At 60.2% G+C, this 26,121-nt stretch carries 23 protein-coding genes and 1 tRNA gene; 7 read left to right on the top strand and 17 right to left on the bottom strand.

The features are described 5' to 3' along the window. Window positions 1–66 precede the first annotated feature (66 nt). Window positions 67–2,196: a TonB-dependent receptor family protein gene (locus tag IEW18_RS04375; protein ID WP_188556606.1), complete on the top strand. Its 2,130-nt coding sequence runs from the start codon at window positions 67–69 to the stop codon at window positions 2,194–2,196. 152 nt (window positions 2,197–2,348) lie between these two features. Continuing rightward, on the top strand, window positions 2,349–2,855 hold the full coding sequence (locus IEW18_RS04370; protein ID WP_188556605.1) for a GNAT family N-acetyltransferase: 507 nt from the start codon (window positions 2,349–2,351) through the stop codon (window positions 2,853–2,855). A 181-nt stretch (window positions 2,856–3,036) separates the two neighbouring features. Here IEW18_RS04370 and IEW18_RS04365 read toward each other — a convergent pair whose 3' ends face one another. The 6 genes from IEW18_RS04365 to IEW18_RS04340 all read right to left on the bottom strand — a co-directional run bounded on the left by IEW18_RS04365 (window position 3,037) and on the right by IEW18_RS04340 (window position 6,657). Next, window positions 3,037–3,858 carry a universal stress protein gene (locus IEW18_RS04365; RefSeq protein ID WP_188556604.1) on the bottom strand — a complete coding sequence of 274 codons (822 nt, stop codon included), beginning with the start codon at window positions 3,856–3,858 and terminating at the stop codon, window positions 3,037–3,039. A gap of 284 nt (window positions 3,859–4,142) precedes the next feature. Next, on the bottom strand, window positions 4,143–4,568 hold the full coding sequence (locus IEW18_RS04360; RefSeq protein WP_188556603.1) for an arsenate reductase ArsC: 426 nt from the start codon (window positions 4,566–4,568) through the stop codon (window positions 4,143–4,145). A gap of 72 nt (window positions 4,569–4,640) precedes the next feature. Next, on the bottom strand, window positions 4,641–5,201 hold the full coding sequence (locus tag IEW18_RS04355) for an ArsI/CadI family heavy metal resistance metalloenzyme (RefSeq protein WP_188556602.1): 561 nt from the start codon (window positions 5,199–5,201) through the stop codon (window positions 4,641–4,643). Between the two features lie 70 nt (window positions 5,202–5,271). Beyond that, on the bottom strand, window positions 5,272–5,619 hold the full coding sequence (locus IEW18_RS04350; protein ID WP_188556601.1) for an ArsR/SmtB family transcription factor: 348 nt from the start codon (window positions 5,617–5,619) through the stop codon (window positions 5,272–5,274). 165 nt (window positions 5,620–5,784) lie between these two features. Then, on the bottom strand, window positions 5,785–6,060 hold the full coding sequence (locus tag IEW18_RS04345) for a hypothetical protein (protein ID WP_188556600.1): 276 nt from the start codon (window positions 6,058–6,060) through the stop codon (window positions 5,785–5,787). Between the two features lie 81 nt (window positions 6,061–6,141). Continuing rightward, window positions 6,142–6,657, bottom strand: a complete 516-nt coding sequence (locus IEW18_RS04340) for a hypothetical protein (RefSeq protein ID WP_188556599.1) — start codon at window positions 6,655–6,657, stop codon at window positions 6,142–6,144. 141 nt (window positions 6,658–6,798) lie between these two features. Here IEW18_RS04340 and IEW18_RS04335 point away from each other — a divergent pair, with 141 nt between their 5' ends. Both IEW18_RS04335 and IEW18_RS04330 read left to right on the top strand, forming a co-directional pair. Next, the gene (locus IEW18_RS04335) at window positions 6,799–7,086 is read left to right on the top strand and encodes a GNAT family N-acetyltransferase (RefSeq protein ID WP_188556598.1); all 288 of its coding nucleotides are present in this window, start codon (window positions 6,799–6,801) and stop codon (window positions 7,084–7,086) included. 265 nt (window positions 7,087–7,351) lie between these two features. Continuing rightward, window positions 7,352–8,239, top strand: a complete 888-nt coding sequence (locus IEW18_RS04330; protein ID WP_188556597.1) for a universal stress protein — start codon at window positions 7,352–7,354, stop codon at window positions 8,237–8,239. A gap of 488 nt (window positions 8,240–8,727) precedes the next feature. Here IEW18_RS04330 and IEW18_RS04325 read toward each other — a convergent pair whose 3' ends face one another. From IEW18_RS04325 to IEW18_RS04290, 8 genes are all read right to left on the bottom strand, one after another. Beyond that, on the bottom strand, window positions 8,728–11,055 hold the full coding sequence (locus IEW18_RS04325; protein ID WP_188556596.1) for an endonuclease: 2,328 nt from the start codon (window positions 11,053–11,055) through the stop codon (window positions 8,728–8,730). A gap of 204 nt (window positions 11,056–11,259) precedes the next feature. Then, window positions 11,260–11,769, bottom strand: a complete 510-nt coding sequence (locus IEW18_RS04320; RefSeq protein ID WP_229728612.1) for a fasciclin domain-containing protein — start codon at window positions 11,767–11,769, stop codon at window positions 11,260–11,262. A 441-nt stretch (window positions 11,770–12,210) separates the two neighbouring features. After that, a complete protein-coding gene (locus tag IEW18_RS04315) occupies window positions 12,211–15,267 on the bottom strand; it encodes a cyclic nucleotide-binding domain-containing protein (protein ID WP_188556594.1) in 3,057 nt (1,018 codons plus the stop codon). A gap of 61 nt (window positions 15,268–15,328) precedes the next feature. After that, window positions 15,329–16,315 carry a YitT family protein gene (locus tag IEW18_RS04310; protein ID WP_229728592.1) on the bottom strand — a complete coding sequence of 329 codons (987 nt, stop codon included), beginning with the start codon at window positions 16,313–16,315 and terminating at the stop codon, window positions 15,329–15,331. Window positions 16,316–16,879: 564 nt separating this feature from the next. Further along, complete coding sequence (locus IEW18_RS04305) at window positions 16,880–17,893, bottom strand: sensor histidine kinase (RefSeq protein WP_188556593.1); 1,014 nt, start codon at window positions 17,891–17,893, stop codon at window positions 16,880–16,882. 63 nt (window positions 17,894–17,956) lie between these two features. After that, window positions 17,957–18,748 carry a hypothetical protein gene (locus IEW18_RS04300; RefSeq protein ID WP_188556592.1) on the bottom strand — a complete coding sequence of 264 codons (792 nt, stop codon included), beginning with the start codon at window positions 18,746–18,748 and terminating at the stop codon, window positions 17,957–17,959. Window positions 18,749–18,770: 22 nt separating this feature from the next. Beyond that, complete coding sequence (locus IEW18_RS04295) at window positions 18,771–19,313, bottom strand: hypothetical protein (RefSeq protein WP_188556591.1); 543 nt, start codon at window positions 19,311–19,313, stop codon at window positions 18,771–18,773. Window positions 19,314–19,640: 327 nt separating this feature from the next. Further along, window positions 19,641–19,715, bottom strand: a tRNA-Arg gene (locus IEW18_RS04290). A 148-nt stretch (window positions 19,716–19,863) separates the two neighbouring features. Between IEW18_RS04290 and IEW18_RS04285 the strand changes: the two genes are divergently transcribed. Continuing rightward, window positions 19,864–20,370 (top strand): organic hydroperoxide resistance protein, encoded by a 507-nt coding sequence (locus tag IEW18_RS04285; RefSeq protein ID WP_188556590.1) that lies wholly within the window; start codon window positions 19,864–19,866, stop codon window positions 20,368–20,370. A gap of 119 nt (window positions 20,371–20,489) precedes the next feature. Here the strand turns inward: IEW18_RS04285 and IEW18_RS04280 are convergent, their stop codons facing one another. From IEW18_RS04280 to IEW18_RS04270, 3 genes are all read right to left on the bottom strand, one after another. Beyond that, window positions 20,490–21,368, bottom strand: coding sequence for a transglutaminase-like domain-containing protein (locus tag IEW18_RS04280; RefSeq protein ID WP_188556589.1), 879 nt, complete (start codon window positions 21,366–21,368; stop codon window positions 20,490–20,492). A 122-nt stretch (window positions 21,369–21,490) separates the two neighbouring features. Then, window positions 21,491–22,696, bottom strand: a complete 1,206-nt coding sequence (gene sucC, locus IEW18_RS04275) for an ADP-forming succinate--CoA ligase subunit beta (RefSeq protein WP_188556588.1) — start codon at window positions 22,694–22,696, stop codon at window positions 21,491–21,493. 242 nt (window positions 22,697–22,938) lie between these two features. Continuing rightward, window positions 22,939–24,060, bottom strand: coding sequence for a glycoside hydrolase family 113 (locus IEW18_RS04270; RefSeq protein WP_229728591.1), 1,122 nt, complete (start codon window positions 24,058–24,060; stop codon window positions 22,939–22,941). 173 nt (window positions 24,061–24,233) lie between these two features. Here IEW18_RS04270 and IEW18_RS04265 point away from each other — a divergent pair, with 173 nt between their 5' ends. Next, complete coding sequence (locus IEW18_RS04265; RefSeq protein ID WP_110979954.1) at window positions 24,234–24,890, top strand: ABC transporter ATP-binding protein; 657 nt, start codon at window positions 24,234–24,236, stop codon at window positions 24,888–24,890. Between the two features lie 407 nt (window positions 24,891–25,297). Next, complete coding sequence (locus IEW18_RS04260; RefSeq protein ID WP_188556587.1) at window positions 25,298–26,104, top strand: hypothetical protein; 807 nt, start codon at window positions 25,298–25,300, stop codon at window positions 26,102–26,104. Window positions 26,105–26,121: the final 17 nt, after the last annotated feature.

The following is a 26,121-nucleotide window of genomic DNA, read 5'->3' as shown; positions in this document are numbered from 1 at the left end:
CGTCTGCCGCCAACCCTGGGCGTGGTTTTGCGGTTAGCAAACGCACGCTCATTGTACTTGCTTGAAATGCCCTACCGCTACGCCACGCCGCTGCTGCTCTTGCCCGTTGCCGCCTTCGCCCAAACTGCCCCGCCCGATACCGCCATGCTGCGGCCCCAGGTGCTGCCCGAAGCTACCGTAACCGGCTACGGCCAGCAGCTGCCCCTGCGCCGCACTGCCGCCGCTGTGGGCGTGCTGGATGCCGCCGTGCTGGAGCGGTTTCCGCAGAATGCCCTGACTCAGGCCGTGAACACCCTGCCCGGGGTGCGGCTAGAGGAGCGTGCCACGGCCAGTTACCGGCTGAGCGTGCGGGGCAGCACGCTTCGGTCTCCGTTTGGGGTGCGCAACACCAAAGTGTACTACCAGGGCATCCCGTTCACGGAAGCCAGCGGCAGCACTCCGCTTAACCTGCTGGACCCCAGTTTGCTCGGGGGCATTGAGGTAGTAAAAGGCCCGGCAGCCAGCGTGTACGGCGCCGGTACCGGCGGGGCCGTGCTGCTGACCGGAAGGCGCCCCGTGCCGGGCACCTCCCGGGCGCAGGTGGGCTTCACGGCGGGCAGCTTTGGGCTGCGACGCGCCACGGTAGCCGCCGAAACGGGCACCGCTACGGGCTACCTGCGCGCCAGCTACGCCCGCCAAACCCTCGACGGCTACCGCCAGCAAAGTGCCCTGCGCCGCGACGTACTAGCCCTCGACGGCGAATGGCAGCCCTCGGAGAAGCAGACGATCAGCTTGCACGCGCTGTACTCTGACCTTAATTACCAGCTGCCTGGCGGGCTTACACGGGCCCAGTTCGAGGCCAACCCGCGCCAGGCCCGCCCGGGTACGGCCACCAGCCCCGGCACCGTGCAGCAGCGCACCTACTACGCCTCGCGCGCAGCCTTATTGGGCGGTACCCACGAGGCCCGGTTCTCGGAGCGGCTAAGCCTGCGCACCACCTTATACCTGAGCGGGAGCAGCATTCAAACGCCCTACCTCATTGATTTTGAGCGTAACACCTTGCTCGGCGGGGGCGGACGGGTAGTAGCCAGCTACCGCACCGCCCTGGCCGGGCGCACGCTCCGCCTCCAGGGTGGGGGCGAGGGGCAAACCGGCTTTGAAAGCTCCCGCAACTACCAGAACCGCGCCGGCACCCCTGGCGCGCTACGCTACGACGACGAAATCCGGACGCTTACGGGCTTTGCCTTTGCCCAGGCCGATTATGAACTACCCGCCGGGCTGCTGCTCACGGCCGGAGCCAGCTACAACCGCCTCCGCTACCGCATCAGCCGGATTTCCGACGCCGCCACCCGCCCCAATGCCTACCAGCTGGAGCGGAATTTCCGGCCCGAGGTGTCGCCGCGGGTGGCGCTGCTGCGCGAATTTGGTACGGGCTTGTCGGTGTACGGCAGCATTAGCTCGGGCTTCTCGCCGCCCACGGAGGAAGAAATTCGGCCTTCCGATGCCTCTATCAACCAGGCCTTGCAGGCCGAGCGCGGCACCAGCTACGAGGTAGGCGCCCGCGGCCAGCTCTGGAACGAGCGGCTGCGCTATGATGTGGCCCTTTACGACCTGCGCGTGCGCCAAACCATTACTACCCGTACTACCGACCTCGGTACTCAGCTTTTCGACAATGCCGGCAACACCCGCCAGCGCGGCCTGGAAGCGGCCCTCAGCGGCTGGCTGTGGCGGCAGGGCAGCCCAGTCAGTGGTCTGACTCCGGGCACCGTGAGTGCTACCCAGGCTGGCGGCACGGGCCTGCGCGCCTTCGTGAGCTACGCCTACAACCACTACCGCTTCGGGCGCTACGAAAGCGGCGGCAACACCTTCAGCGGCAACCGCCTCACCGGCACGGCCCCCCACACGCTCACTGCCGGCCTCGATTTCAACCACCAGCTCGGCTTCTACCTCAACCCCACGGTAAACCACCAGGCCCGCCTGCCCCTCAACGATGCCAACACCGAGTACGCTCCCGGCTACTGGACTTTCGGCAGCCGGGTCGGCTGGCGGCGCGAGCTACCTCAGGGGCTGGGCCTGGACGTGTTCGGAGGAATTGAAAATGCTACCAACCGCCGCTACTCCCTGGGCAACGACCTAAATGCCTTCGGGGGCCGCTATTTTCAGCCCGCTCCCGGTCGCAACTGGTACGGCGGCGTGCAGTTGGGCTGGCGCTGGTAAGGTTACCCGGCGAAACGCGGGGTAGTACGTAGCAGCAGGGCAGTGGCATTGCGGGCGAGGTTTGCGGGCGAGAAGGGCCCGCCCCGCTTGGTGAAGCCCTGCCGAAACCACGCATTCTGCTACCTTCACTTCGGACTGCTGCCTGCCTTCCTATGCCCACTACTGCTACCCTTCAGCTCCTGCCTTTAGCCCAGGAACACTACCCCGCCGTTAGCGCCATTTACGCCGAAGGCATTGCCACCGGCCAGGCCACCTTTGCCACCGAAATACCGGCCTGGGCCGAGTGGGACGCCAGCCACTTGCCGCACAGCCGGTTTGTAGCCCTGACGGGTGCCGGCCAGGTAGCGGGTTGGGCGGCGCTGACGCCTGTTTCGGGCCGGTGCGTGTACCGCGGAGTAGCCGAAGTGAGCGTGTACGTGGGGGCCGCGCACCGGGGCCGGGGCGTGGGCCAACAGCTGCTGGCTTACCTGGTAGCCGAATCGGAGCAGCACGGAATCTGGACCCTGCAAGCCAGCATTATGCGCCTGAATACGGGCAGCCTCCGCCTGCACGAGCAGGCCGGGTTTCGGCTGGTGGGCGTGCGCGAACGGCTGGGTGAGCTGCGGGGGCAGTGGCACGATGTCTGCATGCTGGAGCGCCGAAGCAAAGTAGTCGGGTAATCATCCGTTTGAGCCCCCGCCCGTGGCTGGCAACGGGACACGGGTCGCCTGGTTCTGATGGGGGTTTCCTTCGCTCAACTCTCTGAAAAAGAAGAGGGCCGAATAAGTGAAAGGTATGCCGCACGCTTGGTATTCCTGGCCGGGTGTAGGTAGGCGAGTGGGTTGGTCGCAGCAACAAACCTTAGTCCATGGCGGGCAGCAGCAGGACGGGGAGCTGCCCGTGCAGCACCACCTGGGAGGTAACGCTACGGTTGAAAAGCTGGCCCAGAAAGCTGCGTCGGCGGGCGATAAGCACCAGCAAGTCGGCCTTGGTTTCGGCGGCGGCCAGCAGAATGCCGGCTGCTATGTGGCGGTGGCGGACGCCGTGCGTTAGTACCCGAAAGTTGGTTCCCTTAGTTAAGCCACTGGTAGTAACGGCATTAAAGGCGAGGGTGCAACTGTCGCTGTTTTCGGGCTCGGCTACGTGGGTTACGGTGAGGCGGGGCTGCAGCTGCTCCAGCAACTCCTGCACGCCGGCCGACTGCACCTTCAAATCGATGCTGCTGTTATCGGCAGCAATTGTAACGCAGCGCGGGGGCACGGGGGCCTGTGAGGCTACGGGCACCACCAGCAGGGGCGTACGGGTAGCGCGCAGTAGCTTCAAAGACGTGCTGCTGACCAGTTCATCGGGCGTGGTTTCCGTATCAGGCTTGCCCAATACTACCAGGGCGGGCGCGTGGCGGCGCACGGCATCGGCTACGGCCCCTTCCACGCCATCTACCGCCGACTCTACCGTGGCGCTTACCTTCAGCGGCTGCACCCGCTCCTGCAGGGCCGCCGCAATTTCGCCCTCGCTCATGTGGCGGATGGTGCCGGTAAAGGCATCCGGGTCAAGCAAAGTTTCGCGACGGATATGCAGGAGAACTAACGTTGCCTGTACGGGTGCGGCCAGCGCCGCGGCGTAGCGCAGGGCATGGTCGGCGGCCGGCGTAAAATCAGTGAGAACGAGGAAAGAAGCTGCCATGGATGGAGGAAGAGTTGGAGCGAAAAGCTACACGTAAGAATTGTATACGCGAAATGACCAAGTGGTGTCAGATGCTGTGCTCAAAAACTCGTTGATTTTCCCCGTCACAGCCCCGGCTTCTGCCCAACTGCATACCTACCCCGGCGCTCTACAACTACGTGTGGGCGGTTGTGCCACTGGAGGGCGCTTCTACTACATTAGAAAGGCAAGTAACCCGAGTGCCACATGCCATTACCACGCACTCGGCCGCAGTTGGGTAGGAGCTGCTACGTAGTCAGGCTTGCTTACCGAGTGGGAGCATGCTGCCGGGCAAAATCGGCGGCGTAAGCCTTAATCTGGTTGCGGGTAGCCCGGAATGCCTCGAGTATTTCCGCCTCCGAGCCGGTAGCGCGGGCGGGGTCGGGGAAGCTGTGGTGCAGGCGGGTAGCAGCCGCGGCGCCTGGCAGCACGGGGCAGGTTTCGCGGGCATGGTCGCAGACGGTCAGCACAAAATCAAACGGGGTAGCAGCATACTCCGTGGCCAGGGTGGAAGTATGGTGGCTGATGTCGACCCCATCTTCGGCCATAACCTGCACGGCCCGCGCATTAAGCCCGTGGGTTTCTACCCCGGCTGAGTACACGCGGGCCTGGGAGCCCAGCAGCTGCTGGAGGTAGCCGTGCAACATCTGGCTCCGACAGGAATTGCCGGTGCAAAGCACAAGAACATTCATCGGGAAAAGTGAATTCTGACAAAGGAATACCCTCGCGCTGATCCGAGGTAACAGGCCGGAATAACGGGCAAGCTAGCACGCACACCCGCCGGGCGCGCACGCCAGGGCTGGGGCAGTAACCGTGCTGGTATCGGCCAAGGGTAGGGCTAAGGTCAAAGGCACTGGCGGTAGCTCCTCGGCCGGCAGGGCAGCGGAGGCAATGCAGCACTGGCTGCTGGCTTGGTCGTACTCCTGCTGGTAGCGTGGGTCGTTGAACTCCGCATCCTCGTGAAAGTAATACACTTCCCATTCCGTGCCATCGGGGTCGTTTACCCAAAACTTGTCCTGCTTGGCGTAGCAGCAGCTAGTACCCATTTCCTCGCGTTGCACCAGGCCCGCCCGGCGCGCGGCGGCTAATCGGTCTTCCAGCTGGGGTAGGGTTTCAACCTGGAAGCCCAGGTGGCCGAAGTTGCTATGCACCCGCCCGGGATTCTGCACAAAGGAGATAATCAGAGCCGGCTCATCGAGCACGTACTTTGCGTAGCCCGGCTTGATTTTAGCGGCGGGCTGCCCGAAAAAAGCAGTGTAGAAAGTAACTGTGGCCGCTAAATCAGCCACGTACAACGACACGTGCATGCGAGGAAAAGAACTCATGTTGGTAAGGATTAGAAGGTGAAAACAACAGCGGAGTAGCCGCAAACGGCTGGCTTAAACCGGCTCCTACCTAGCAGCCGCAAGCCCCAGGCTCGCAGGGTGCGGCTACTGTAACCTGCTCGAAAAAGGCGCTGAACTGCTGCTGTACCTGCCGCAGCAATTCCACGTTCAGGCAGTAGCACACCGTCAGTCCCTCAATATCGCCCCGGATGAGGTCCAAGGCCTTTAGCTCCTGCAGGTGCTGCGAAACTGTAGTGCGGGACAGGGGTAGCTCGGCCGCAATGTCTCCCGCAATGCAGGTGTTCCTGCTGGCCAGCAGCTGAATAATGGCTACCCGCGCCGGGTGGGCCAAGGCTTTAGCCAGTTGGGCCAGGTGCTGCTGCTCCCCGGTGAAGGCAGCGGTTTTAGCGTACGTCATGGAAAGATTATGAAGTATGACGTAAACATACGTCATAACTATATTAAGTGTACCAAGCTGACATAAAAAAACACGACCACTCTACGAAAAAGCTCTTGAAAGCTTGCGTAGAGTGGTCGTGGTAAATAGGTGCTTTTTGGCAGCTAATGAGCTGCTAGCAGTACTCTATCGGTTGTTGTCGTCGATGGGGTTGTTGAAGCCAGGGATGTCCAGCTCATCACGACGGGTCATGTTATCGGCATCCGGGCCGGAGTTGCCCGCACCGTCCAGCGGAATGCCGGTCGTTTCTTCTTCGAGGCGGGCGGAAGTATCCAGGGTGCCTTCTTCGTCGCGCTTGTAGCTGTACAGCTCCTCGCGGTGCTTGCGCTGCTCTTCGGTCAGGTTAGCGCCCGAGTTTGGGTCGAGGGCAGCGGCGGGGTCTTGGTTTGGTTCAGTAGCCATGGGAAAGGGGTAGCAAAATCAGCGCTGAACTGTGCTGCTCAGCGCTGATTTCTAATGATAAAAACGTCAACAAACGAATTGTTATTTGTCCTTGTCGTCAGGGGCGAGGAAGGGGCCGCCCGCGTCCGCGCCGGGGATACCACGGCCACCGTCGGGGCGCAGGGCGCTGAACTCGTCGGGGTTATCGTTGTTGCCCACGTTCGGGTTGTGAGGCTTTTCGTCGTCGTCGCGGGCTGGACCCTGGCTGTGATTGGCGGGCTCATTGGTAGCCCAGTTGCGGGTGCCGCCGCCGTACCGAGGGTCGTCCTGGGCCCAGCCTTCTCGCTGCTCACCATATTCGGCATCCGCTACCTCCCGAGCCAGCGACGGATCGAGGTTTTGGGGCACGCTGCCGCGCTGCTCCGGAAAAGCCACAGAAGGCGCCGCTTGGCCTCCTTGAGTTACGCTCTCCCCCGTGTGGGTAGGGTTGACGGCTCTGGCTTCGGTGGGCTGGTTAGGCTTGCCAAACTCTCCGTATTGGGGCGTTCCGTTGGCCGTATTGGCCGCCGTGGAATTAGTATCAGGGGTAAAATCGGGGTTTTCTGGGGTATGGGCCATGATTGGTGGAATGGGAAGAGAGAAACAGAAGAGAAAGCGCCGCCTACGTAGCCAGCGCTGCTTCTTATACGTAAATGCCTAATAAATGGCGGTACTGAACCATACCGTCGGGTCTTTCTCCTTGCTTCACCAAGTATTTCTATGGCTGCCTCCATCACGCACAACGCTCCCGATCAGGAATTTACGCTTATTCAGGATGGCTACACGGCTGAGCTAGCCTACAGTCAGCCCCAGCAAGGCGTTATCGATTTCACGCACACGTTCGTGGAAGAAGGGCTGCGGGGTAAGGGGGTAGCGGAGGAGCTGGCCCGCGCCGGTCTCGCCTATGCCCGGCAGCAGCAGCTAAAGGTGCGTACCAGCTGCGAGTTCATGCAGCACTTCGTGCAGCGCCACTCCGAGTACACGGAATTGCTGGCTCCCGCCGAGTAACTATTGGCTGAGAAGTAGCCGCTGAGTACTACTTCTCAGCCAACCCAGCAGTAAGAAACCTTGCTTAAAGCTAGCAGGAAGGCTTTTCTAGACGAATCAGGGCTAGTTCAGCCGGCAGAAAAAAGCGGCGGAATGAGGAATAGCAGAATTAACTGAGGATAAGACGTTTTTAATGTAGTATTAATTTTAGGTACTACTCAAACTCGTAACTTTCTCAGAAATAGTATAGCTATTCTAATTTTGTTCAACGCTAGTGCCTTGCCTGATGCTGACTTTTCACGTCCTAACCGATTTCTCAGCACCAGCGGCCAATGCTTTACACTACGCCGAGGTGTTGGCCCGGCACGTAGGGGCAGAAGTGCGGCTCTGGCACGTGCTGCCCGAAGCGAACGGAGTAGATGGCCGCTACTTCAGTACGGCAGCTGCCGGCCTGACGGCCACCGAAATTGCGCGCGAGTTGGCCGCTGTGGCGCGCAAGGTGCGCGAGTCAGTACCCTGTACATATGAGGTAATTGCCTCAGATGCCGTTGTCCGGCTAACGGAGGCCATGCGCGGTAGCGCCGGGCACATAGTGGTAGTTGGGAACGGCAACCCGGCCAAGCGCATGGCTACTGCCGCTACCAGCACGTCCCTGTACTTGGTACGGCGGCTAGCCCAGCCGCTGCTGGTAGTGCCCGCCACGTTTCGGGCCGGACCGGTACCGCGCCGCATTGTGCTAGACACCGACCGGCGCGCCGTGCGCCTGCCCGCCGCGGCTGAAACTATTCCGGGATTATTGGCTCAGCTAACGTATTCGCGCTTCCCCCTGACGCTCAGTCACCTGCGCAGCGACGTGGACAATTTGCTGACCCGGATTATCCCGGAGGTAGTAGGCATTCATGTGTACACCAGTGAATTCTCGCCGAAGATGGCCGAAATAGCGGCCCAGCTACACCAAACGGGCCTGCTGCGGGGCGTAGCACACACGGTAGCCACTTCGCGTCACCCCAGCATCGAGCAGGGCATCCGGCACGCGGCCACCCGTTACCGGGCCGATCTGCTTTCCTTCGTGACCCGGCAGCGCTCCTTAACCGGAACCCAGTTTCTGCAGAGCGTAACCGCTGGCCTGCTTGCCCACAGCCGCATTCCGGTCCTGACCATTGCCGAGGTGTAGCCCGTGCCTTCTCTCAGCTTTTTTGCTGTTCGGCGCAAGCCACGTGCTTCATTCTGCGCATCACCACAGCACGGCCCGCACTGCATGCGGGCCGCTTTCTTAAGCCAGCCAAGCGTTTTTTCAGGAGGTGAGAGGGCTAAGGTAGAGGCGAAGTATCTCGCTCGGCTGAGCTAGAACACGATAGGGGGGCACGACACTACGCATCTTCCGGCCAAACCACCAGGACCGCACCGATAAAATAGCCTCAGCAACGATTGAGCCGCGGGATGTCGCGTCTCCGCACCTGCCCAACCAATCCTGTAGCATGGCACTTCAGCCCAGCGAGATGCGCTGACTCCGGTTCGGCGTGACTTCCAAACTGCGTTGAAAACACCTTTTCTGTTTGTCGGCCACAGCTTACCGACCACAACACCTGGCAAAAAATCTGGCCCGCCTACCTCGGAAAACCAAGGCGGGCGGGCCGGATTAGGACGCGTGCTGCTGGAAAGTTACCGCTGTACTGCCAGGCGGCCGGTGTACTGCACACCAGCGGCCGTTACGCGCACCGAGTAAAGGCCGCTGGGCAAAGACTGTACATGGAGGGTTACCGCATCGGCCGCGCTCAGCAGCTGGGTGCGGGTCAGCACGTGCTGGCCCAGGGCATTGTAGAGGCTGATGGTAGCCTGGTGGCGGCCGCGCAGCTCGGGCAGGCGCACCTGCACGCTACCTGCAGCAGGGTTCGGGTACACCTCCATGCCAGCCGCTAGGGCAACGGCTTTGGGAGTGTGGGTAATGGTAGCGCAAGTGCTGGTGTGGCTGCCTACACCCGTGTATACATCGGCGCCCTGGGGCTGCCAGCCGTCCGCGGCCAGGCTCCAGCGCGTTTGGCCCCGCGTTACGGTGGGCTTGCGTACCAAGGTGTTATCCTTGGTTGAGCCGCCGGTTACGGCCCAGCTGCCGCCAGCCGGCACCTGCCCAATAACACCAATGACGTCCAGGGTATCGGAGCCGTCAAACAGCCCAATGGAGTGGGGCCCGTTAAAGAAGCCCACAGCCGATTGCAAGTCGGTTTGGGCCTGCACCAGGGGAGAAGTGACGCCGGTGTTGGCAATAACGTACACGTCGCCGGGGGCCACGGTGCCGCTGAGTACGGCCGTCTGCGAAGGGGTAGTGGAGCCGCTGGGGTAGAGGCGTACTTCAATACCAGCCAAGCTAATTGGCGCCGGCGAGGGGTTGTAAATTTCCAGCACCTTGGTATTGCCCGCTAGGCCTTCCACGTACTCCGAGAAAAACAAATCGGTGCAGGGCGAGCCGGCCGGGGTTTGGTCGTCGTTCTGAATCGTAAGGATGTGGGCTGCAGGCGCGCCCAGAATGGCGCCGCCAGTAGTAGGCGCCCCCAGTACCAGGCGTACCGTTTCGTTGGGTTCCGGCTGGGTATCGGCGGGCACCGTAAGCGTAACGGTTTGCGTTTGGCTGGCCTGCCCGGCCACGAAGGTTAGGGAGGTAGTAGTCAGGGTGTAGTCGGCCGGCGAGGTAGCGGTAGTACCGCTGGTGCTTACCGTGACGGGAATGGTTACGCTGGCCGTGGGGGCGCTGCCGCTCAGCGTCACGCTCACGGAGTAAGTGCTGGTGCCGGTGTTGCCTTCCGGCAGGCTGCCTGCGGCGGAAGCAAACGCAATGGTCGGGGCCGGGCCGTCGTCGTTGGTAATGGTTAGCTCGTGCGAGGCTGGCCCGCCCACAGCTCCGCCGGTCGAGGGGTTGCGTAGGCTGAGTACCACCGTCTCGTTGGCTTCCGGCTGGGCGTCACCCGTTACCGTCACGGTAACTGATTGGGACGTTTGGCCGGGGGCAAAGGTTAGGGTCTGGGGTGAGGTGAAGGTAAAGTCCTGGCCCGCCGTGGCCGTAGCATTGGCCGCGTCCAGGGCTACCTCTACGGTGAGGGGAGCAGTAGGAGCCTGCGTGATGGTAACGGTAGCGGTATAAGTAGTTGTAGTGCCGCCGGCGCCTTCCGTTACGCTGCCGGTGGCGGTGGCAAAGGAAAACGTAGGGAGCGTCTGGAAGCCCCAGGCCCGAGCTACCAGGTCGGGGTAGGAAATGTAGGGGTTGAAGTTGCCCTGGCTTTTGGCTACGCGGCGGTTCCGCTCCCGTTCCCGGGCATCTACGGGGTCGGCCAGGTGCCACTGGTACAGGGTGTTTAAATCGGCGGCAGCGGTAATAAGCTCTTTGCCCGGGTCAAACTTCTCGTTCTGGTGCACCGTGTAGAAGTAGAAAATAGACCGGGCCAGATTGCCCTTGTGGTCCTCGCGGGGCTCAAACTGAGCGTCGGTGTCTTCGCTATACTCGTTGATGTTGGTTGTCGGGATGGTCGTCTGGCTCTGGTTGTTGCGCATCCAGAGGCGGGTTTGTGCATCCGGAATTTCAGCGAACGGGTCGGCGCCCCGGTTGCTGTTCCAGGTGTCGTAGGTCGGAAACAGGTGGTGAATGTCGGAGCGCATGCGCACTACCTCGTTAAACCACGACTGCGGCACGGTATGCTCGCAGTTAATGCGCGACACCACGCCCGGATTGGTGCTGCTCGAGTCCAGGGGCGTCATTTCTGTGTAGCCTGAGTACACGCATACCACCCGGCCGTTCTGGTTGTCGATGTAGTTGTACATCTTGCCCCGGGCGGCGTTGTAGCTAAGCTCAATGCGCCGGCCATCGTACCAGTTCTGGCGCAGCCAGTCTTTCAAATCCTGCCCCTGCAGGGCAGTGGGCGGCGCGGGCGGCAGCGTTTGGGCCACTGCCGCGCCCAGGCTCAGAGTAAGGGCTAACAGCCAGGAGAACAAGTGTTTCATTCGCAAAAGGGTGTGGAGGAAGGATGGAAACTCAAAGGTCGCAAATATTGCCCGGACCGGCAGGCGGTCAGGCCACGGGCGCCGGCGTTGGTAACAAATCCGTAACAACCAGCACTAAGCCGGCCTATCAACTCCAGCGCACACAAAAAGGCCGACCCCCACCTAGGGAGTCGGCCTGAAAGGTAGCGCGGAGCGTAGCCAGCCTTACTTGGTTGGCATCAGCACGGCGTCGATTACGTGAGTCACGCCGTTTTTCGATACCACGTTCGGAATGGTCACATTGGCCATGCCGCCCTTCGTGTCGTGCAGCATTACGGTGTCGCCCATGCGGTGCACGGTCAGGGTTTCGCCTTCCACGGTGGTCAGGGTCTGGCCATCCTTCAGGTCAGCGGCCATCAGGCGGCCCGGCACTACGTGGTAAGTCAGAATGGTAGTGAGCTTCTGCTTGTTTTCGGGCATTACCAGCGTGTTTACGGTGCCGGCGGGCAGCTTGTCGAAGGCTGCGTTGGTGGGTGCAAACACGGTGTAAGGGCCCGCGCCCTTCATGGTTTCTACCAGGCCGGCTGCCTTCACGGCCGCTACCAGCGTGGTGTGCTCGGTCGAGTTAACGGCGTTATCAACGATGTCCTTGTCCGGGGTCATCATGGCGCCGCCTACCATCACGCCGGCGCTGCTACCCCCCATCGAGGACGATGACATGCTCATGTCTTTCATATCCTTGCCTTTGCGGGGCTTGGTGGTGGCTTTCAGCTTGGCGCCATCGGCCGACTCGCCTTTGACTTTTACTTTGCCGTCCTCGTCTACCTTGGTTTTGGTGGTCATGCCACCTTCGGTAGTCTTGGTTTTTTCCGCGTCAGACTTGGTTTTCATTTTGCCCTGGGCCACGGCCGAGCCAGTGGTGAAAACGAAGGCCAGCGCCAGGGTAGAAAGCAGATGCTTGTTCATAATGCGAGAGATTGAGTGGGAACCAGGCGAGAGAAAAGGCTGCCAGATAGCGGCAAGCCCGAATGCGGCCATATACGCAGGAGCTTGCACATTAGATGTGGGGCCCCGGCCGGAAATGGCTGCCTCCCTGTTCCAGATGCTTTGCCAGCGGCCCTCACCCTACCTGGCTGGCCACGGTTTTCAGGCGGCGGAAGTGGGCGCCGACAAATACTAGCCTGGTCCGCTGCGGACCATTTCCCTGGCCGTTAATTCCCGCATTTTCTCGTTCTGGAGGCGCAGGCGCTGGCAGAGCACGCGCAGGATGTTATCCAGCACCTCGGCGCACTCCTCCATCACGTCGTAAAAATCCTCCTGGTCCAGCCGAAACGCTACGACCGGGCCTTTGGTAAGGGCCGTGGCGGAGCGGGGCTCCGCATCGAGCAGGGCCAGCTCCCCGAAAAAGTCGCCCTCCCGGAAAGCCGCCAGCTGCTGGTCCCCGTTGAAAATTCCTACCTCCCCGGTGTAAATGATAAAGAGGGAAGTGCCCAGGTCGCCCTTGGCAAAAATGGCGTGCTGATCCGGAAACGACACCTCTTTCATGATGGGCACAATGCTGCTGAGCACGTTCTCGGGGGTTTGGGCAAACAAGGACGTGTGCTTGAGCAGCAGCACGCGCTCCACCGCCGAAATGCGCGGCGCCGCCACTGCCTCGCGGGCCGGGCCGTCAGTAACGGTGGGGTAAAGGCGGCACCAGTGCTCATACACGGCGGGGTAGCGGGCGGGTAGCAGCGCCAGCACATCTTCGGCGCTTTCCCGCACCAGCAGGTTGGGGGCGTGCAGGTAGGTGCGCAGGGTAGCCACGGTGGCGGGCGTGGGCTGCCACTGCCGCAGGGCCACGCTCACGGTCCAGGGCGCAAAGGCCTCCTCGCCCCGCTGCAGAATAAGGGTCAGAATGGATTCCGGCGGCACCGGACCCAGCAGCTGGTCAAAGGTCTGCACCTTTTTAGTAAGCCGGTCGACGTCAACCAAAGCCTGCAAACCCTGGTAGAGGGGGCGCGGAATCAGGTTGTCCAGAATTTCGAGGGCATTGGCCTGGCGCTCCTGCCCGGCCCGGGCAATGCCGCGCTGGGCGTCGAGGATGGGCTGCCGGTCGTAGAGCTGGAGCAGCAGGCCAAACAGCCGCTGCTGCACCTTGGTCAGCTCGTACTTCAGGCAGGAGCGCAGCTCCACGTTGGCTCCCAGCATGCCGTGCAGCAGCAGTTGCGCCAGCCGCATTTCCTTCTGCATCAGGTTCTGAAACAGCGGCGCTTCGGCCGCCACGGCCTGGTAGCGGCTGAGGGCGTGCAAGGCCGCTGCCCGCCGGGTAAGGTTGGCTTGCTGGGCCAAGGCCACCAGCACGCGACGGCTGGCGGCCGTGCCTATGCGGGCGCACACCATGGTTAGGCGGCGCAGCAGAGGGTAGTCGGTTTGGCGGCGCAGGGCCGTTTCCAGGGCTGGCAGTACGGCGGCACCCATACCCACCAGGGCATGAGCGGCGTGCTTGCGCACGGCCTTTTCTTCCAGCAAATCAATCAGGAGCTCGGTAATGGCAGGGGTGGGGGTTTGGGCGGCGGCTTGCACGGCCGCCTTCACCAAGCCCGGCTCCAGGCTGTGCAGGCAGGTATGCAACAGGGTGGTTTGCCGGGGCGGGGGCAGAAAATGCAGCAGGGTCAGGGCCACCTGCCGGGGCTCCACGGCCGCGGCCGCGGCCAGCTCCTGCAGACTGGCCTGGGCCGCCGGGTGGGTGGGGGTAACCGTCAGGCACCGCGCAAGGGCGGCCTGGCGCTGGGCTAGCTCGGGGTGGTAGAGGGTTGCGTCGGGAGTGGGTTCGGTTTCAGCGGTAGAGGCGGCAAAAGAAGAGCCTGAGGGGAATGTAGCGGTAGGCAGTTCGGGGGCGGATGTTTCCTCCAGGTGCAGAATGTCGGTGGTATTCCAGGCCGGGTGGGGCTGGTCGGGAAAGCGGCGGCTGAGTACCGTTTTCAGCTCCTCGAGGTAGTAATGATGGGTGTGGCGTAGCAGCAGCACGGCCCCGAGTAGCAGCAGGCCCATGCCCACGAAAGCCAACCACGCGCCGGCCGCCGGTAGGGCCTGTGCCACCAGCAGTAGCCCGCCCATGAGCCCCATGCCCAGGGGCTCGTAAAAGCCTTTTACCAGGGTGTGGCCGCGCAGGCGCTGGGGCGGGGAAAGGGGCTGAAAAAGCACCAGAAACACCGGATCGAAGACGGCCCGGCGCAGCACCTCCAGCCCTAGGTAGAGCCCGCAGAAATACACCAGCTGGCCGGCCGGCCCAACCCCAAGCAGCTGCAGGCCGCCAAACAGTGCCACGCCCGTTAGGGCAATGAGGGGTAGCAGCAACAGAGTGCGGGGCAGGCCCAGGCAGTCGAGGCCGTGGCGGGTGAGCAGGAGCTTGCCCAGCATCGCCAGCAGGTAAGCAAGGGCCAGTACCCCGCCCACGTACTGCAGAATGGTGGTCTGGTCCTGGAGCTTCTGCTTGACGTTGACAAAGAAGAAATACTCGACTCCGGTTGCCACGGCGGCCACGGCCAGCATGCTCAGGCCCATGTACAGCACCAGCGGATTGCTGCCCAGCAGCCGGCGCAACCAGGGCGAGGCCACCCGGGGCCCTACCCGGGCCGGGGCCGGCCGGGCCTCTACTACGTGCGAGCGAAACGTGAGATACTGCGTGTAAAGCGCCGCCACGTAGGCGCCAAGGGCCACGAACAGCAGAAAAAACAAATCGGCGCGGGCGTGCACGAAAATGGCCAGCACGGCCCCGAGGGCCTTGGCGGGCATGTCGCCGGAGCTGATGACGCTGAACAGGCGCCGGCCCTGGCGCACATCAAACACCACCGCCGACAGCCCCCAGAACTCCAGGTTAGTCAGCAGGTAAATCAGGCGGTAGCCCACCATCAGGGCCACGGCGGCTGCTACCGCGTGGCCGGCCGTAACCAGCAGGGCCAGCATACCGGTAAAGCCTACCACCACCAGCAAGGCCCGCGTCGCCAGGGTTTTCAGGGGCCAGCGATGCTCAAAATGAGTGTACACTTTGCCCAGAGCAATGGTAGCCAGGGCGCCCAGTCCGTAGGCCAGCGGGAGGCTGCGCTCCGGCTGGTGTTCCAGCAGCAGCACGTTGGCCACCACGTACACCAGCACGGTGCCAATGCCCAGCAGGAAATTGTGCAGGAAAAACAGCCATACCGTGTTCACCTCCCGCGAGCGGACGCCCAAAAAGTGCTGCCAGGTTTCCATTGCGGTGCGTGAAAAGGGGTAGGAACGAGAACGAGACCAACGCCCGGCGGGCCAGGGAAGGTTAATGCAACGGGCGTTTCTTCACCAGCCCGCCGCGGGTATCACTCACGCACTGCATCACAATGAAGGCGTGCGGGTCGATTTTGCGGATTTCATCAGTAAGGTGAATCACTTCCAGCCGGGTCACGACGGTGAAGATGGCCTCAATGCGCATGTGCTGGTGGCCGTGGGAGCCGAAGCCGCGGGTGCACTCGTACACGGTAGCCCCGCGGCGCATCTTGTCGGTAATCAGCTGGCGGATGGCCTCGCTGTGGGTAGAAATAATGGTCAGGCCGGTATATTCCTCAATGCCAGCAATGACAAAATCTACGGTTTTGGCCGCCGAGAGGTAGGCCAGGATGGAATACAAGGCCGTTTCCACGGACAGCAGCCAAGCCGCTACCCCGAAGATGACGATGTTAATAATCAGGATGATGTCGCCGATGGAGCCGGGTAGCTTTTTGCTGATGTACACGGCCAGAATCTCGGTGCCATCGAGCACCCCGCCGCCGCGCATAGCCAGGCCCACGCCAGCCCCCAGAAAGAACCCCCCGAACACGGCTATCAGTAGCTTATCCTGGGTGAGGGGCGGGAAGGACACCACCAGCAGCACGCCCGCCAGCGTCAGGATGGTAAGCAGGGTTTTAAGCGTAAGCGCGGGCCCAATCTGGAAGTAGCCCAGAATGATGAACGGGATGTTAATAAGTACAATCAGGACCGACAAGGACACGCCCGTTACCTGGCTGATTAGCAGGGAAATACCCGTCACGCCGCCGTCAATGAAGCCATTGGGCAGCAGAAAGGCCTTTAGCCCCAGCGCGGCGCAAAACACGCCCGTTACCAGCATGGCCCCGTGCACCAGCAAGTGCCGCAGCCACTGAAAGGAAAGCCGGTAAAACAGGCCATATTCTTGCCCGGCGGCTAGGGGCGGGGCGGCCGTGGTAGGGCGCAGCTGCCGGGCCACCGGCCGGGTGCGGAAGCGCGCGGGAATAAGTTGCTCGATTAGCATCGTCAGCCACCAGCAGTAGTACGGCGGAGGCGCTTGCACACAAAGGCGCGCTGGCCCTCCGGAATTTTTTGCGGCTCCCCCGTTGCCTGTTGTGGCCCCGAAGCTGCCTCCCACTTCTCTTTGCCCGACCGCCCGCTACCTAGCCAGCACGGCCTGCACCCGAATAGCTGCCCGAAAAAGCCATCCGCCACCACGTTCTTCCTTCTGAACACCGCACCTAAACACAGTATTCGCAACCTAGTAGCCACAGCGAGCTACGTAGTTTTCTAAGCAAAGTAAAAATAAAGATAAAATACGTTATATATAAACGAATCAGGCTTTTTCTCACTAGCCACCCGCAGCCGGGTTGGGCGGCGACCTTGGACGCAAGAGTACTACCCAACAACGGCCACGCCACGGTGCAATCGAAGCAGCTCGTTCAGCTAGCGTTGCAAGGGTAGCGTTAGGCTGGGTCCCGGCGAAACACCATTGCCACTGCGTGTTAAAGGAGGAGCCACAAAGCACGCGAGCGAGCGGTACTCGTTACGCCCCGGCATGCCCGTTAGGGCCGCGTTGAGCCCGCGCCTACGCGGGTAGACCTATGCGGAACTCTGTGAACTCGCCTTCTTCGGTGGTCAGCGTTAAAGTGCCGCCGTGGCCTTTCGTGATGATGTCGTAGCTCAAGGACAAGCCCAGGCCCGTGCCTTCGCCCGTGGGCTTGGTGGTAAAGAAGGGCTGGAATACTTTTTGGCGAATGGCCGCCGGAATGCCCGTCCCGTTGTCGCGCACCGTAATAAGCACTTGCTGGGCCGTTAGCTTCGTGCTGACGGATATAGTGGGCTGGTACGAGGGCTCATTGAGCTTTTGGCGCTGCTGCACGGCGTAAAAGGCGTTGGTAAACAAGTTCAGCAGCACTCGTCCCACTTCTTGGGGTACTACCCGCACCGGCTGCACCTCCGGGCTGAAGCGCGTGGTGAGCGTGGCCGTGAAGCTTTTGTGGCGGGCGCGCACACTCTGGTAGGCCAGTTGCAGATATTCCTCGCAGAGGGCGTTCAGGTCAGTGGGTTGCCGCTCGCCGGTGCTGGCGCGGCTGTGTTCCAGCATGTTGCGCACAATGGCGGCCGCCCGCTGCCCGTGCTGGGTAATACGAATCAGGTTTTGGCGCAGGTCCCGGGTCAGGTCGGTTTCCAGGGCGGAGCGGTCCGGGGCGTTGAGTTGCTCGGCTTCCAGCTCCGTTATCAGCTCGCCGGAAACTTCCGCAAAGTTGTTGACGAAGTTGAGCGGATTCTGAATCTCGTGGGCAATGCCGGCGGTCAGTTCGCCTAGGGAAGCCATTTTTTCGCGTTGTACCAGCTGGGTCTGGGTGTTGCGCAGCTCCAGCAGGGCCTCCTCCAGACTGTTGCGCTGGGCTACTACCTCGGCCGTTCGCTGGGCTACTTGCTGCTCCAAAAGCTCATTTTGTTGGGCCAGAAGCTGCTGTTTTTCCTTTTCTTGGCGGAGCCGGCGGTGCTGCTCCCGAATCAGAATTACCACAATGCCCACCGCCAGCAGCAGCAGGATGGGGCCAATCAGCAGCAGCGGCAGGAGGTCTTGGGGCATATAGCGGCCAGCTTGACAAAAAAACTACCCCTGAATCAGCATTAAGAACGATGATGAGCAAACTTAGGCAGCCGTCCAGTGGCGGTGTCGGGCCAGCAGGGTAGCCAGCGGCCGGCCTAGCAGCCGGTAAGGACGTTGGTGCCAGCGGCTGTAATGTAGCCACGCCGGCAGGGCCTGCCGCGGCAGCACGCTTAGCGGGAAAAAGCAGAACATCCAGGCCAGCAGCCCCATGTGTACGCTCATCAGCACCATATCGGGGCTGCTAATGAGCGTGTCCAGGCGGATGAGGGTCGGGACGTCGTAGCCGGAGTGATAGATGATGTTAATGGCCACGTAGCTGACAATGGAACTCGAGCAGTATACCAGCACCGCCACGCTCAGAAAAAACTCTGGCAGGGCTTCCAGTGCCTGTTGGGTTGTTCCTCGGGTTAGGCCCACGACGTGCAAAAGAGCCAGCATAAGTAACAGGGCGCACCCAAAAGCCTGGGAATAGGTGTTCACGTCAGTAAACAGTCCGTTGAGGACGGTAGCATCTAGCAGCGCTACTACTCCAAAAAGGCAGAGTCCAACGGGAACAAGTCGGCGAAAGCGCTGAGGCTCTAGCCGCCAGTAAGCCTGGGCCAGCAGTCCCACTAGTACTATCGTTGCCAAGTGGTAGAGGTAGACGTTGTTATGCAGAACCAAGCGGCTAAATGCATCCAGAAAGTAGAAAAAGGCCTTGAGCCCTACGTAGTAATACACCGGCCGGAGGGCATAAGGCAGTTGGTGGCGCCGGACCCAGGCGCAGGCAAACGGCACCAAAGGCGCTGCTTCCAAAGCTCGGTTGAGCACGTGCAGACTAGCCCAGGTATCCATGGGAACGTTAGCAATAGCGTACCTACTTAGTGTGTAGGGGGCTGGTTAAGTCACAATTAGCCGGGCATCGGTCGCCGGTTTGAATCACGTAATAGTATGCAGCCCTGAGGCCGGGCCCCTGGTTATCCTTGCTGATAAGGTCCAGAAATTTATCGTTCTCAGAAGTGGGGTTCGGATTCTTCCTGACGCCCACCAGAATCAGTTGATAATTTTGCGCGCTTGTTAGCGTATCCTTTGCTAGGTAAATACGCACGCCCACGCACTCCGGCACCAGCAACGACTGCAGTACCCCCCGATCAACGGTGAATGCACGCAATGCCGTAGCTGGGGTAGGGTTTGGGTGGTACTTCTTAGTAAGCTTAGCCAGGTTTCGATGATTTTTGGGCCGGCGGTGAAGCTTGCCTCCCTCTTTAATCGAGTCGCGTACGGATGGCGTACCGCCACCCTGGACTTTAGGCCCTAAAGAGGCGCTCTGCATGGTTTTTTCCTGTCGCGCTTGGCAGCTACCTAGGGCAGCAACCCCCAACACCAGCGTCAGAAGCTGAAAAAGAAGCCGATTTTTCATGTTGCACATCTAGTAAATGAGATGCAGGCATAACCGGAAGGTCCAGTTACCCAGACTACTTACTGCGCGCTGAAAAGTAAGTATGTCTTGCTGATATTAATAAAAAATATTCAAATAGTGAAATAATATCTTTCTGCTGTACGGAGTTCAGCAGCCAATTGCGGCAATGCGGCACGGTATCTTCAGCAACCTTGACAACACAGTAGCTTCCGCGGGAAAGTCTGGCAGAACCTGCTAGGGTAGGGAAGCAGGCTGACTGTACACCACGTCACACACAAGAAAAACAAAACCCCGTTTCTGAAGCAGAAACGGGGTTTATGTTGTATATGGTGGTCGCGCTAGGAATCGAACCTAGATCAAGAGCTTCGGAGACTCCCATACTATCCGTTGTACTACGCGACCGGCTAGTGGGTGGCAAAACTAGAGAGAAAATGTGGCGCTGCCAAACGGTAATTCGCATTTTCGGCAAAATCATATACTGCCGAGAAGTAACCTTCGGCGGCTCAGCACAGTTAACTTACTAAACCAACACACCCTGAACTTATCTTTTATGACAAGCACTGAAAAAAAGACCCTATATACGGCCGATGCAACTGCTATTGGCGGCCGTAGCGGCCACGTCCGTTCCGCCACCGGCATCATCGACTTGGATATGTCGGTTCCGGAGGGTTTGGGGGGCAAAAAGGGCGCCACGAACCCTGAGGAGTTGTTCGCTGCGGGGTACTCTTCCTGCTTCCAACAGGCGCTGCTCGTTATTGCCCAGCGCGCCGGCGACCGGCTTGATCCGCAAACCGAGGTGAAGTGCTCCGTCTCGCTGTTCCAGGAAGGCGAAGGCTACGGTCTGTCGGCAGTACTGGATGTAGACCTGAAGTCCTTCGACCGGGAAAAAACTATTGATATGGTGCGTCAGGCCCATAAAATCTGCCCGTACTCAGTGGGTACCCGCGGCAATATGGAAGTAGAACTGCGCGTACAGGGTGAGCCCGTACCGGTGCAAGCCGAAGAAAACGCAGGTGTAGCCGAAAAAGGCGGAGTCGAAAGCACTCAGAATGCCTAGTACAGCTTTGCAGTAACTGCTTCCTCTGCAAATACCGCCTTCAAAATCAGTTTGCCCCAACAAGTCCTAGTTAAATGACCGGGACTTGTTGGGGCAAACTGATTTAACCGAACTACTGTCTAGCGCGCTTGAGCCTCCCCGCCCGCGGCCAACCAGTCGGTGCCAGTAGGAGGAGCGTAAAAAGTAGCCACTGAGTTGGTGTAGCGCATGTTGTGAATGGCTTCTGTGCGCTGGAATACTACCGGTTTGTGGGCGCCCAGGGGCACGAGCATCAGTCCAGTGCGGCTTGACTTCACCCCATACCGGTTGTCCATCACGGTATCAAAGTAAAACAAGTACTGATTAACCCACTTAAAGTACGACCTTGGCTTGGCGTCGGTGGAGGTGAGAACCGTCAGGTTGGGGGCATCAGCGAGCAGGGCCTGCTGTAGCTCTACGGCGTTAAGGGGCTTGTCGCCCAACATCGGAATGATGTCCGCCTGGCTGTCTACCATTACCCACTTGCCTAGGTCGGGTAGCCAGGCTTCGGCTAAGGCATGGCCCGCGGCTGAGGCCCGGGTTTGCACGTCGGCAGCCTTCAAGTAAAGCGGGCGAGCCGGAATCCCGACGGCATTAAAGGCAGCGGCCAGCACCAAGCCAAACTCCACGCACTGTACCTGCTGGCCTAGCATGGCAGCTTTCAGAATGGCAAACGGATCCTGCGACTCAAACCGCTTGTGTCCATCATGCTCCAAACGAAAATGCACCCACTGGCACAGCGCCCGGGCCCGACCTAAATCGGTGGTTTCCTTGGCAATGATCTGGTCCAGGCCGTACATCTCACGAAACCGGGTGAGGTAGTCCGACTTGGGGGAACTGTACTGAAAGGGGTAGGCTACCGGGTCAAGTGTAGTCAGGTAGGGCAAACCGGGGGCCGAGCTTCCCCCCGTTTGGGCCCGCACCACCGGGCCACCTAAGCTTAGAGCCAGCAAAAAAAGCGTAAACGTCTTACTGTACATACGGTAAACCTACGTGAGCTGCTGTAAACGGAAAAGGCTAACCGGGGGTTAATACCCAACAGAAATGCCCACCCGCGTAAACAGGTGGGCATTGCAAAGTAATATAAATTCTGGTTTAAAGCCTAGGCAATGCCTTGCTCGGCCAGTACTTCTTTCACTTTTTGAGCGGCATCTTTCAGCAACACAGCCGAGTACACTTTCAGGCCACTCTCATCAATGATGCGGGCACCCTCTTCGGCGTTGGTGCCTTGCAAGCGCACAATAATGGGCACGTTGATGGAGCCAATGTTCTTGTAGGCTTCCACCACCCCGTTAGCAACCCGGTCGCAGCGCACGATACCCCCGAAGATGTTGATCAGGATGGCCTTTACGTTCGGGTCTTTCAGGATGATGCGGAAACCAGCTTCCACGGTCTGGGCGTTAGCTCCACCCCCTACGTCGAGGAAGTTAGCGGGCTCCCCGCCCGACAGCTTGATGATGTCCATGGTGGCCATGGCCAGGCCGGCGCCGTTTACCATGCAGCCCACGTTGCCATCGAGCTTCACGTAGTTCAGGTTCGAGGCCGAAGCTTCTACTTCCAGCGGGTCTTCCTCGTTGGTGTCGCGCAGCTCCACGAAGTCCTTGTGGCGGTAGAGGGCGTTTTCGTCGAGGGTTACCTTGGCGTCAACGGCCAGGATTTTGTTGTCCGAGGTCTTCAACACGGGGTTGATTTCGAACATGGCCGAGTCGGTTTCGTCGTAAGCCTTGTAAAGCGCCATTACGAACTTCACCATCTCTTTCTGCGCCGCACCTTCGAGGCCCAGGTTGAAGGCAATTTTAGCGGCCTGGAAGGGGCGCAGACCAACGCGGGGGTCAACGTGCTCCTTCAGGATTTTATCGGGATGCGCCTCGGCAACTTCCTCGATGTCCATGCCACCCTCGGTGGTGTAAATGATAACGTTCTTGCCGGTGGCGCGGTCCAGCAGCACGCTCATGTAGAATTCCTTGGTTTCCGACTCGCCGGGGTAGTACACGTCCTGGGCTACCAGCACTTTGTGTACTTTGCGGCCTTCGGCACCAGTTTGCTTGGTAACGAGCTGCATGCCAATAATTTGGCCGGCAATATCTTTTACCTGCTCCAGGTTTTTGGCGAGTTTCACCCCGCCCCCTTTGCCGCGTCCGCCGGCGTGAATCTGGGCTTTGATAACGTACCAGCTGGTGCCGGTTTCGGCGTTCAGCTTCTTGGCCGCTTCGACGGCCTCCTCAGCCGTATCGGCTACGATGCCTTCCTGCACGCGTACGCCGTAACGCTTCAGAATGTCTTTGCCCTGATACTCGTGAATGTTCATAGAGGTCAGTTAAGAGGGGTTTCGGGGTGGTTTACTAGGCGCGAAAGTAGGCAGAAAAGCGCTGATAGTTTAGTTATCGGCTGTTAGTTGTCAGCTGGGGGCTCGTTCCGGCCTAAGAAACGACGCACACTAGCCGCCGGCCGCCGGATGGGCCGAAAGGATTGTTGGCTCATTACCAGGCAAGAACGATGTGCTGACAACCGCGAGCCAACAAGTACCATCTGCCAACTGAACGCTGGCTTTCACTTGGCAAACCAGGCCGCCATTACCCGCTCGGCGGGCTTGTGTTGGGGCGTAAAATCAAGGTGGCGCCGGGCTGAGCCCGCTGGCTGTAGCCCCGGGTACCATTTCCACACAAACAGGCCCTGAAACCACTTGCGGGGCCAGAACGTCTCGAACATGGCGGCGTAACAGGTGGCTTGAGTAGTTTCGTCAGGGGTAGTGAGTACGGCCGTGCGGTCGGGCCAAGACCAGGGTTCAATGGCCGCGTCGGGGGTAGTCTTGTAGCCGATTTCCGTGAAAACGACCGGCTTCTTCACTTTCCTCTGGAGTGCGGCAATGCGGCGCAGGGGCTCTTGCCAGGCCTTGAGCAGGGCGGCTTTGGTAGGCCGCTCGGTGGCGCTCAGGGGAAAGTAGGCCTGAATGCCGATGAAGTCCAGCGCGTCCCAGAAGCGCACCTGCTCAAACTCGGCGTTCCAGTTGGCGGCGTAGGTCAGCTGGCCATGATATACGGCCCGCACCTGGGCAATCAGAGCCCGCCACTCGGCTTCGTGGCCGACGCTGTGCTGCAACTCCGTGCCGATGCAAAGGGCTTCCATGCCGCTGGTTTCAGCCAGGCGGGCGTAGTGCAGCATGAATACCGAGTAGCTGGCAAACCACCGCTGCCAGTCGACTTCGGAATTCATCTTGACGTCGCCGGGCCAGGTGCCGCTACCCCCACGCAACCACAGATGGGGCTTAAGCAGGGTACGAATGCCGCGCTGCCGGGCCCGTTGGCTGGTTAGGGTCAGGCCCCGGTCACTTTCGCCCCAGTACCCCCGATGGCCTACGCCGGTGTGCAGCTGAATTTCTGGGGTGGCGGCCCCGGCCTGCCAGCCAAACGGCGTCTGCGCAATCCAGGTAACGTGGGCCCGCACCAGCGGCTCCAGGTCCAGCGATGACACCGAGTCGCCGGCTACCCAGCTCACGCCCCGCAGGCGGTTATCGGCGCGAGGTAAGCTAGTGGAACTAGGTGCGCGGGCGCTATTGGTAGGCTGAGGCGGGAGTTGGCACCAGCGCCACCAGACGGCCACTGCCACTACCGCCAGTAGCAGCACAAGAAACACGAGTCGCCAGCGGCGAAAAGCAACGGCAGAGGAGGGCATAGCAGGCAGCAGCATCGGGCCGCTTAAGATAGGAGGTGGGAGCAGGAATCCGGTGCTGCTAAGAGGTAGGCAGACAAGCCGCGAGAGTTTCCGCGCCGGAGCACCCCCGCAAAGCGCTACATTCCGTAGATTTGTTTCCCGTACCCTCGGCTCACTTTACATCTGGTTCCGTTTTGCTGCAAGCCATCAACGTCCGCAAAAAATACAACACGCTGGAAGTCCTCAAAGGCATTGATCTGACGATTGAGAAATCGGAGATTGTGTCCATCGTTGGCTCATCGGGGGCGGGCAAAAGCACTTTGCTGCACATCCTAGGAACACTCGACAACCCTGACTCGGGGGAGGTGCTGTTTGATGGCGAGTCGGTCAGCTCCCTGGGGCGCTCCGATCTGGCCCGGTTCCGCAACCGTCACATTGGCTTCATCTTCCAGTTTCATAACCTGCTGCCCGAGTTCACGGCCCTGGAAAACGTATGCCTGCCGGCTTACCTGGCGGGTCGTTCCGAAAAGGAAACCCGGGTGCGGGCCCGCGAATTGCTCGGGATGCTGAACCTGGAGCGCCGCGCCGACCACAAACCGTCGGAAATGAGCGGGGGCGAGCAGCAGCGCACGGCCGTAGCCCGGGCCCTGATTAACTCCCCCGAAATCATCTTCGCCGACGAGCCCAGCGGCAACCTCGACTCGCAGAATGCCCAGGAACTGCACCAGATTTTCTTCCTGCTGCGCAAGGAGCTAGGCCAAACCTTCGTCATCGTGACCCACAACGACCAGCTAGCCGAAATGGCGGATCGTAAAATCACGATGAAGGACGGCAATATCTGGGAGGGGTAGCAGAGTCGTTGTTTCTGGTGAGGAGGTAGGCTAAACCAATCGGAACTACCCTGTAACACTGCTTGTTAAAGCGTAGCTGAACCCGCGTTCAGCTACGCTTTTTACTTTCTGCTGGTAACGCGCCCGGTGTGCCCCGGACCGTTTGTGCGCCCGCTACCTCGTGTCCGGAACGAGGGCAGCGGGCTGTTTTTTTGCCTGGGGAGGTACCCCTATCAGAGTTGAGTTTGCCGGCAGGCAAACTAAAAAAGATGGTTGTCTAACGTGGTTAGAAAAATTATTTGTAACACACTGATATTCAGTGTGAAAAATTCTATAAAAAGAAGCTAATATGTGCACCTTTCGCGCGCCCGTATAGTTATATACTCGAACAACAATACGGTACTACAGAACACTAAAGGAAAGACGCCATGAGCGAAGCAACCAAGAACATCAAAGAGCCGGTTCGTAAGACTAAAGTTGAGAGCTTTGATATCTCACGCTCCGACGAGACGCTGCATCTGGCGACGGACCTTGCTAAATTCATTAAGGACAACAAGCTCAGCACTACCGTGCAGGGTAAAGAGTTCGTGAACGTGGAAGGCTGGCAGTACGCTGGCTCGCGCCTGGGCATTGTGCCCATCGTGGACCACGTTATCAACGTCTCGACCGAGCAAGAAATTAAATACCAGGCGAAAGTGACCCTCTTCGACATGAAGTCGGGGCACACGGTAGGGGCGGGCTTCGCCATTTGCTCGAATAAGGAGCAGGGCAAGAAGTTCTACCAGGAGTTTGCCATCATGAGCATGGCCCAGACCCGGGCCATCGGCAAGGCTTACCGTAACATTCTGGCCTGGATTATCCGCGCGGCTGGCTACGAGCCTACCCCCGCCGAAGAAATGGAGTACGGGGGCAACACTCCAGTCGCTCAGCCCGCTATGGTGGTAGCTCCCGCAGCTACTCCGGTAGCGGTAGCCGCTGAGGCTCCTGCAGCTATGAAGGCCGTGCCGGCTGAGGCGCCAGTAGTGGCAGAAACTCCGGCTCCGGCGTACGCCTCGGCCGCGCAGAAGGAGGAGATTATTCGTCTGCTGAACCACCCGGTCATCACTCGTCCGGAGAAGACCAAGATGTTGTTGAACATCAACCGTCTGGACGAGGAGCGCGCCACGCAGGCCATTGCCAAGCTTAAAAAGGCCATCGACGACCGGGAAAACGGCCAGACTTCGGCCGCAGCCTAAGTTCTCTCCCCACTCCA

Origin of the sequence: Hymenobacter glacieicola, assembly GCF_014640315.1 — a bacterium.
In the GTDB taxonomy this organism is placed as follows: Bacteria; Bacteroidota; Bacteroidia; order Cytophagales; family Hymenobacteraceae; genus Hymenobacter; species Hymenobacter glacieicola.
Note: the sequence above shows the minus strand (reverse complement) of the source record. Positions and strands in the feature narration are given on the sequence as shown.

Bases quoted from the DNA above. Each gene is read 5' to 3' on its own strand.
- IEW18_RS04375 (WP_188556606.1), top strand. From the start codon at position 67: ATGCCCTACCGCTACGCCACGCCGCTGCTGCTCTTGCCCGTTGCCGCC.
- IEW18_RS04370 (WP_188556605.1), top strand. From the start codon at position 2,349: ATGCCCACTACTGCTACCCTTCAGCTCCTGCCTTTAGCCCAGGAACAC.
- IEW18_RS04365 (WP_188556604.1), bottom strand. From the start codon at position 3,858: ATGGCAGCTTCTTTCCTCGTTCTCACTGATTTTACGCCGGCCGCCGAC.
- IEW18_RS04360 (WP_188556603.1), bottom strand. From the start codon at position 4,568: ATGAATGTTCTTGTGCTTTGCACCGGCAATTCCTGTCGGAGCCAGATG.
- IEW18_RS04355 (WP_188556602.1), bottom strand. From the start codon at position 5,201: ATGAGTTCTTTTCCTCGCATGCACGTGTCGTTGTACGTGGCTGATTTA.
- IEW18_RS04350 (WP_188556601.1), bottom strand. From the start codon at position 5,619: ATGACGTACGCTAAAACCGCTGCCTTCACCGGGGAGCAGCAGCACCTG.
- IEW18_RS04345 (WP_188556600.1), bottom strand. From the start codon at position 6,060: ATGGCTACTGAACCAAACCAAGACCCCGCCGCTGCCCTCGACCCAAAC.
- IEW18_RS04340 (WP_188556599.1), bottom strand. From the start codon at position 6,657: ATGGCCCATACCCCAGAAAACCCCGATTTTACCCCTGATACTAATTCC.
- IEW18_RS04335 (WP_188556598.1), top strand. From the start codon at position 6,799: ATGGCTGCCTCCATCACGCACAACGCTCCCGATCAGGAATTTACGCTT.
- IEW18_RS04330 (WP_188556597.1), top strand. From the start codon at position 7,352: ATGCTGACTTTTCACGTCCTAACCGATTTCTCAGCACCAGCGGCCAAT.
- IEW18_RS04325 (WP_188556596.1), bottom strand. From the start codon at position 11,055: ATGAAACACTTGTTCTCCTGGCTGTTAGCCCTTACTCTGAGCCTGGGC.
- IEW18_RS04320 (WP_229728612.1), bottom strand. From the start codon at position 11,769: ATGAAAGACATGAGCATGTCATCGTCCTCGATGGGGGGTAGCAGCGCC.
- IEW18_RS04315 (WP_188556594.1), bottom strand. From the start codon at position 15,267: ATGGAAACCTGGCAGCACTTTTTGGGCGTCCGCTCGCGGGAGGTGAAC.
- IEW18_RS04310 (WP_229728592.1), bottom strand. From the start codon at position 16,315: ATGCTAATCGAGCAACTTATTCCCGCGCGCTTCCGCACCCGGCCGGTG.
- IEW18_RS04305 (WP_188556593.1), bottom strand. From the start codon at position 17,893: ATGCCCCAAGACCTCCTGCCGCTGCTGCTGATTGGCCCCATCCTGCTG.
- IEW18_RS04300 (WP_188556592.1), bottom strand. From the start codon at position 18,748: ATGGATACCTGGGCTAGTCTGCACGTGCTCAACCGAGCTTTGGAAGCA.
- IEW18_RS04295 (WP_188556591.1), bottom strand. From the start codon at position 19,313: ATGAAAAATCGGCTTCTTTTTCAGCTTCTGACGCTGGTGTTGGGGGTT.
- IEW18_RS04285 (WP_188556590.1), top strand. From the start codon at position 19,864: ATGACAAGCACTGAAAAAAAGACCCTATATACGGCCGATGCAACTGCT.
- IEW18_RS04280 (WP_188556589.1), bottom strand. From the start codon at position 21,368: ATGTACAGTAAGACGTTTACGCTTTTTTTGCTGGCTCTAAGCTTAGGT.
- sucC (WP_188556588.1), bottom strand. From the start codon at position 22,696: ATGAACATTCACGAGTATCAGGGCAAAGACATTCTGAAGCGTTACGGC.
- IEW18_RS04270 (WP_229728591.1), bottom strand. From the start codon at position 24,060: ATGCCCTCCTCTGCCGTTGCTTTTCGCCGCTGGCGACTCGTGTTTCTT.
- IEW18_RS04260 (WP_188556587.1), top strand. From the start codon at position 25,298: ATGAGCGAAGCAACCAAGAACATCAAAGAGCCGGTTCGTAAGACTAAA.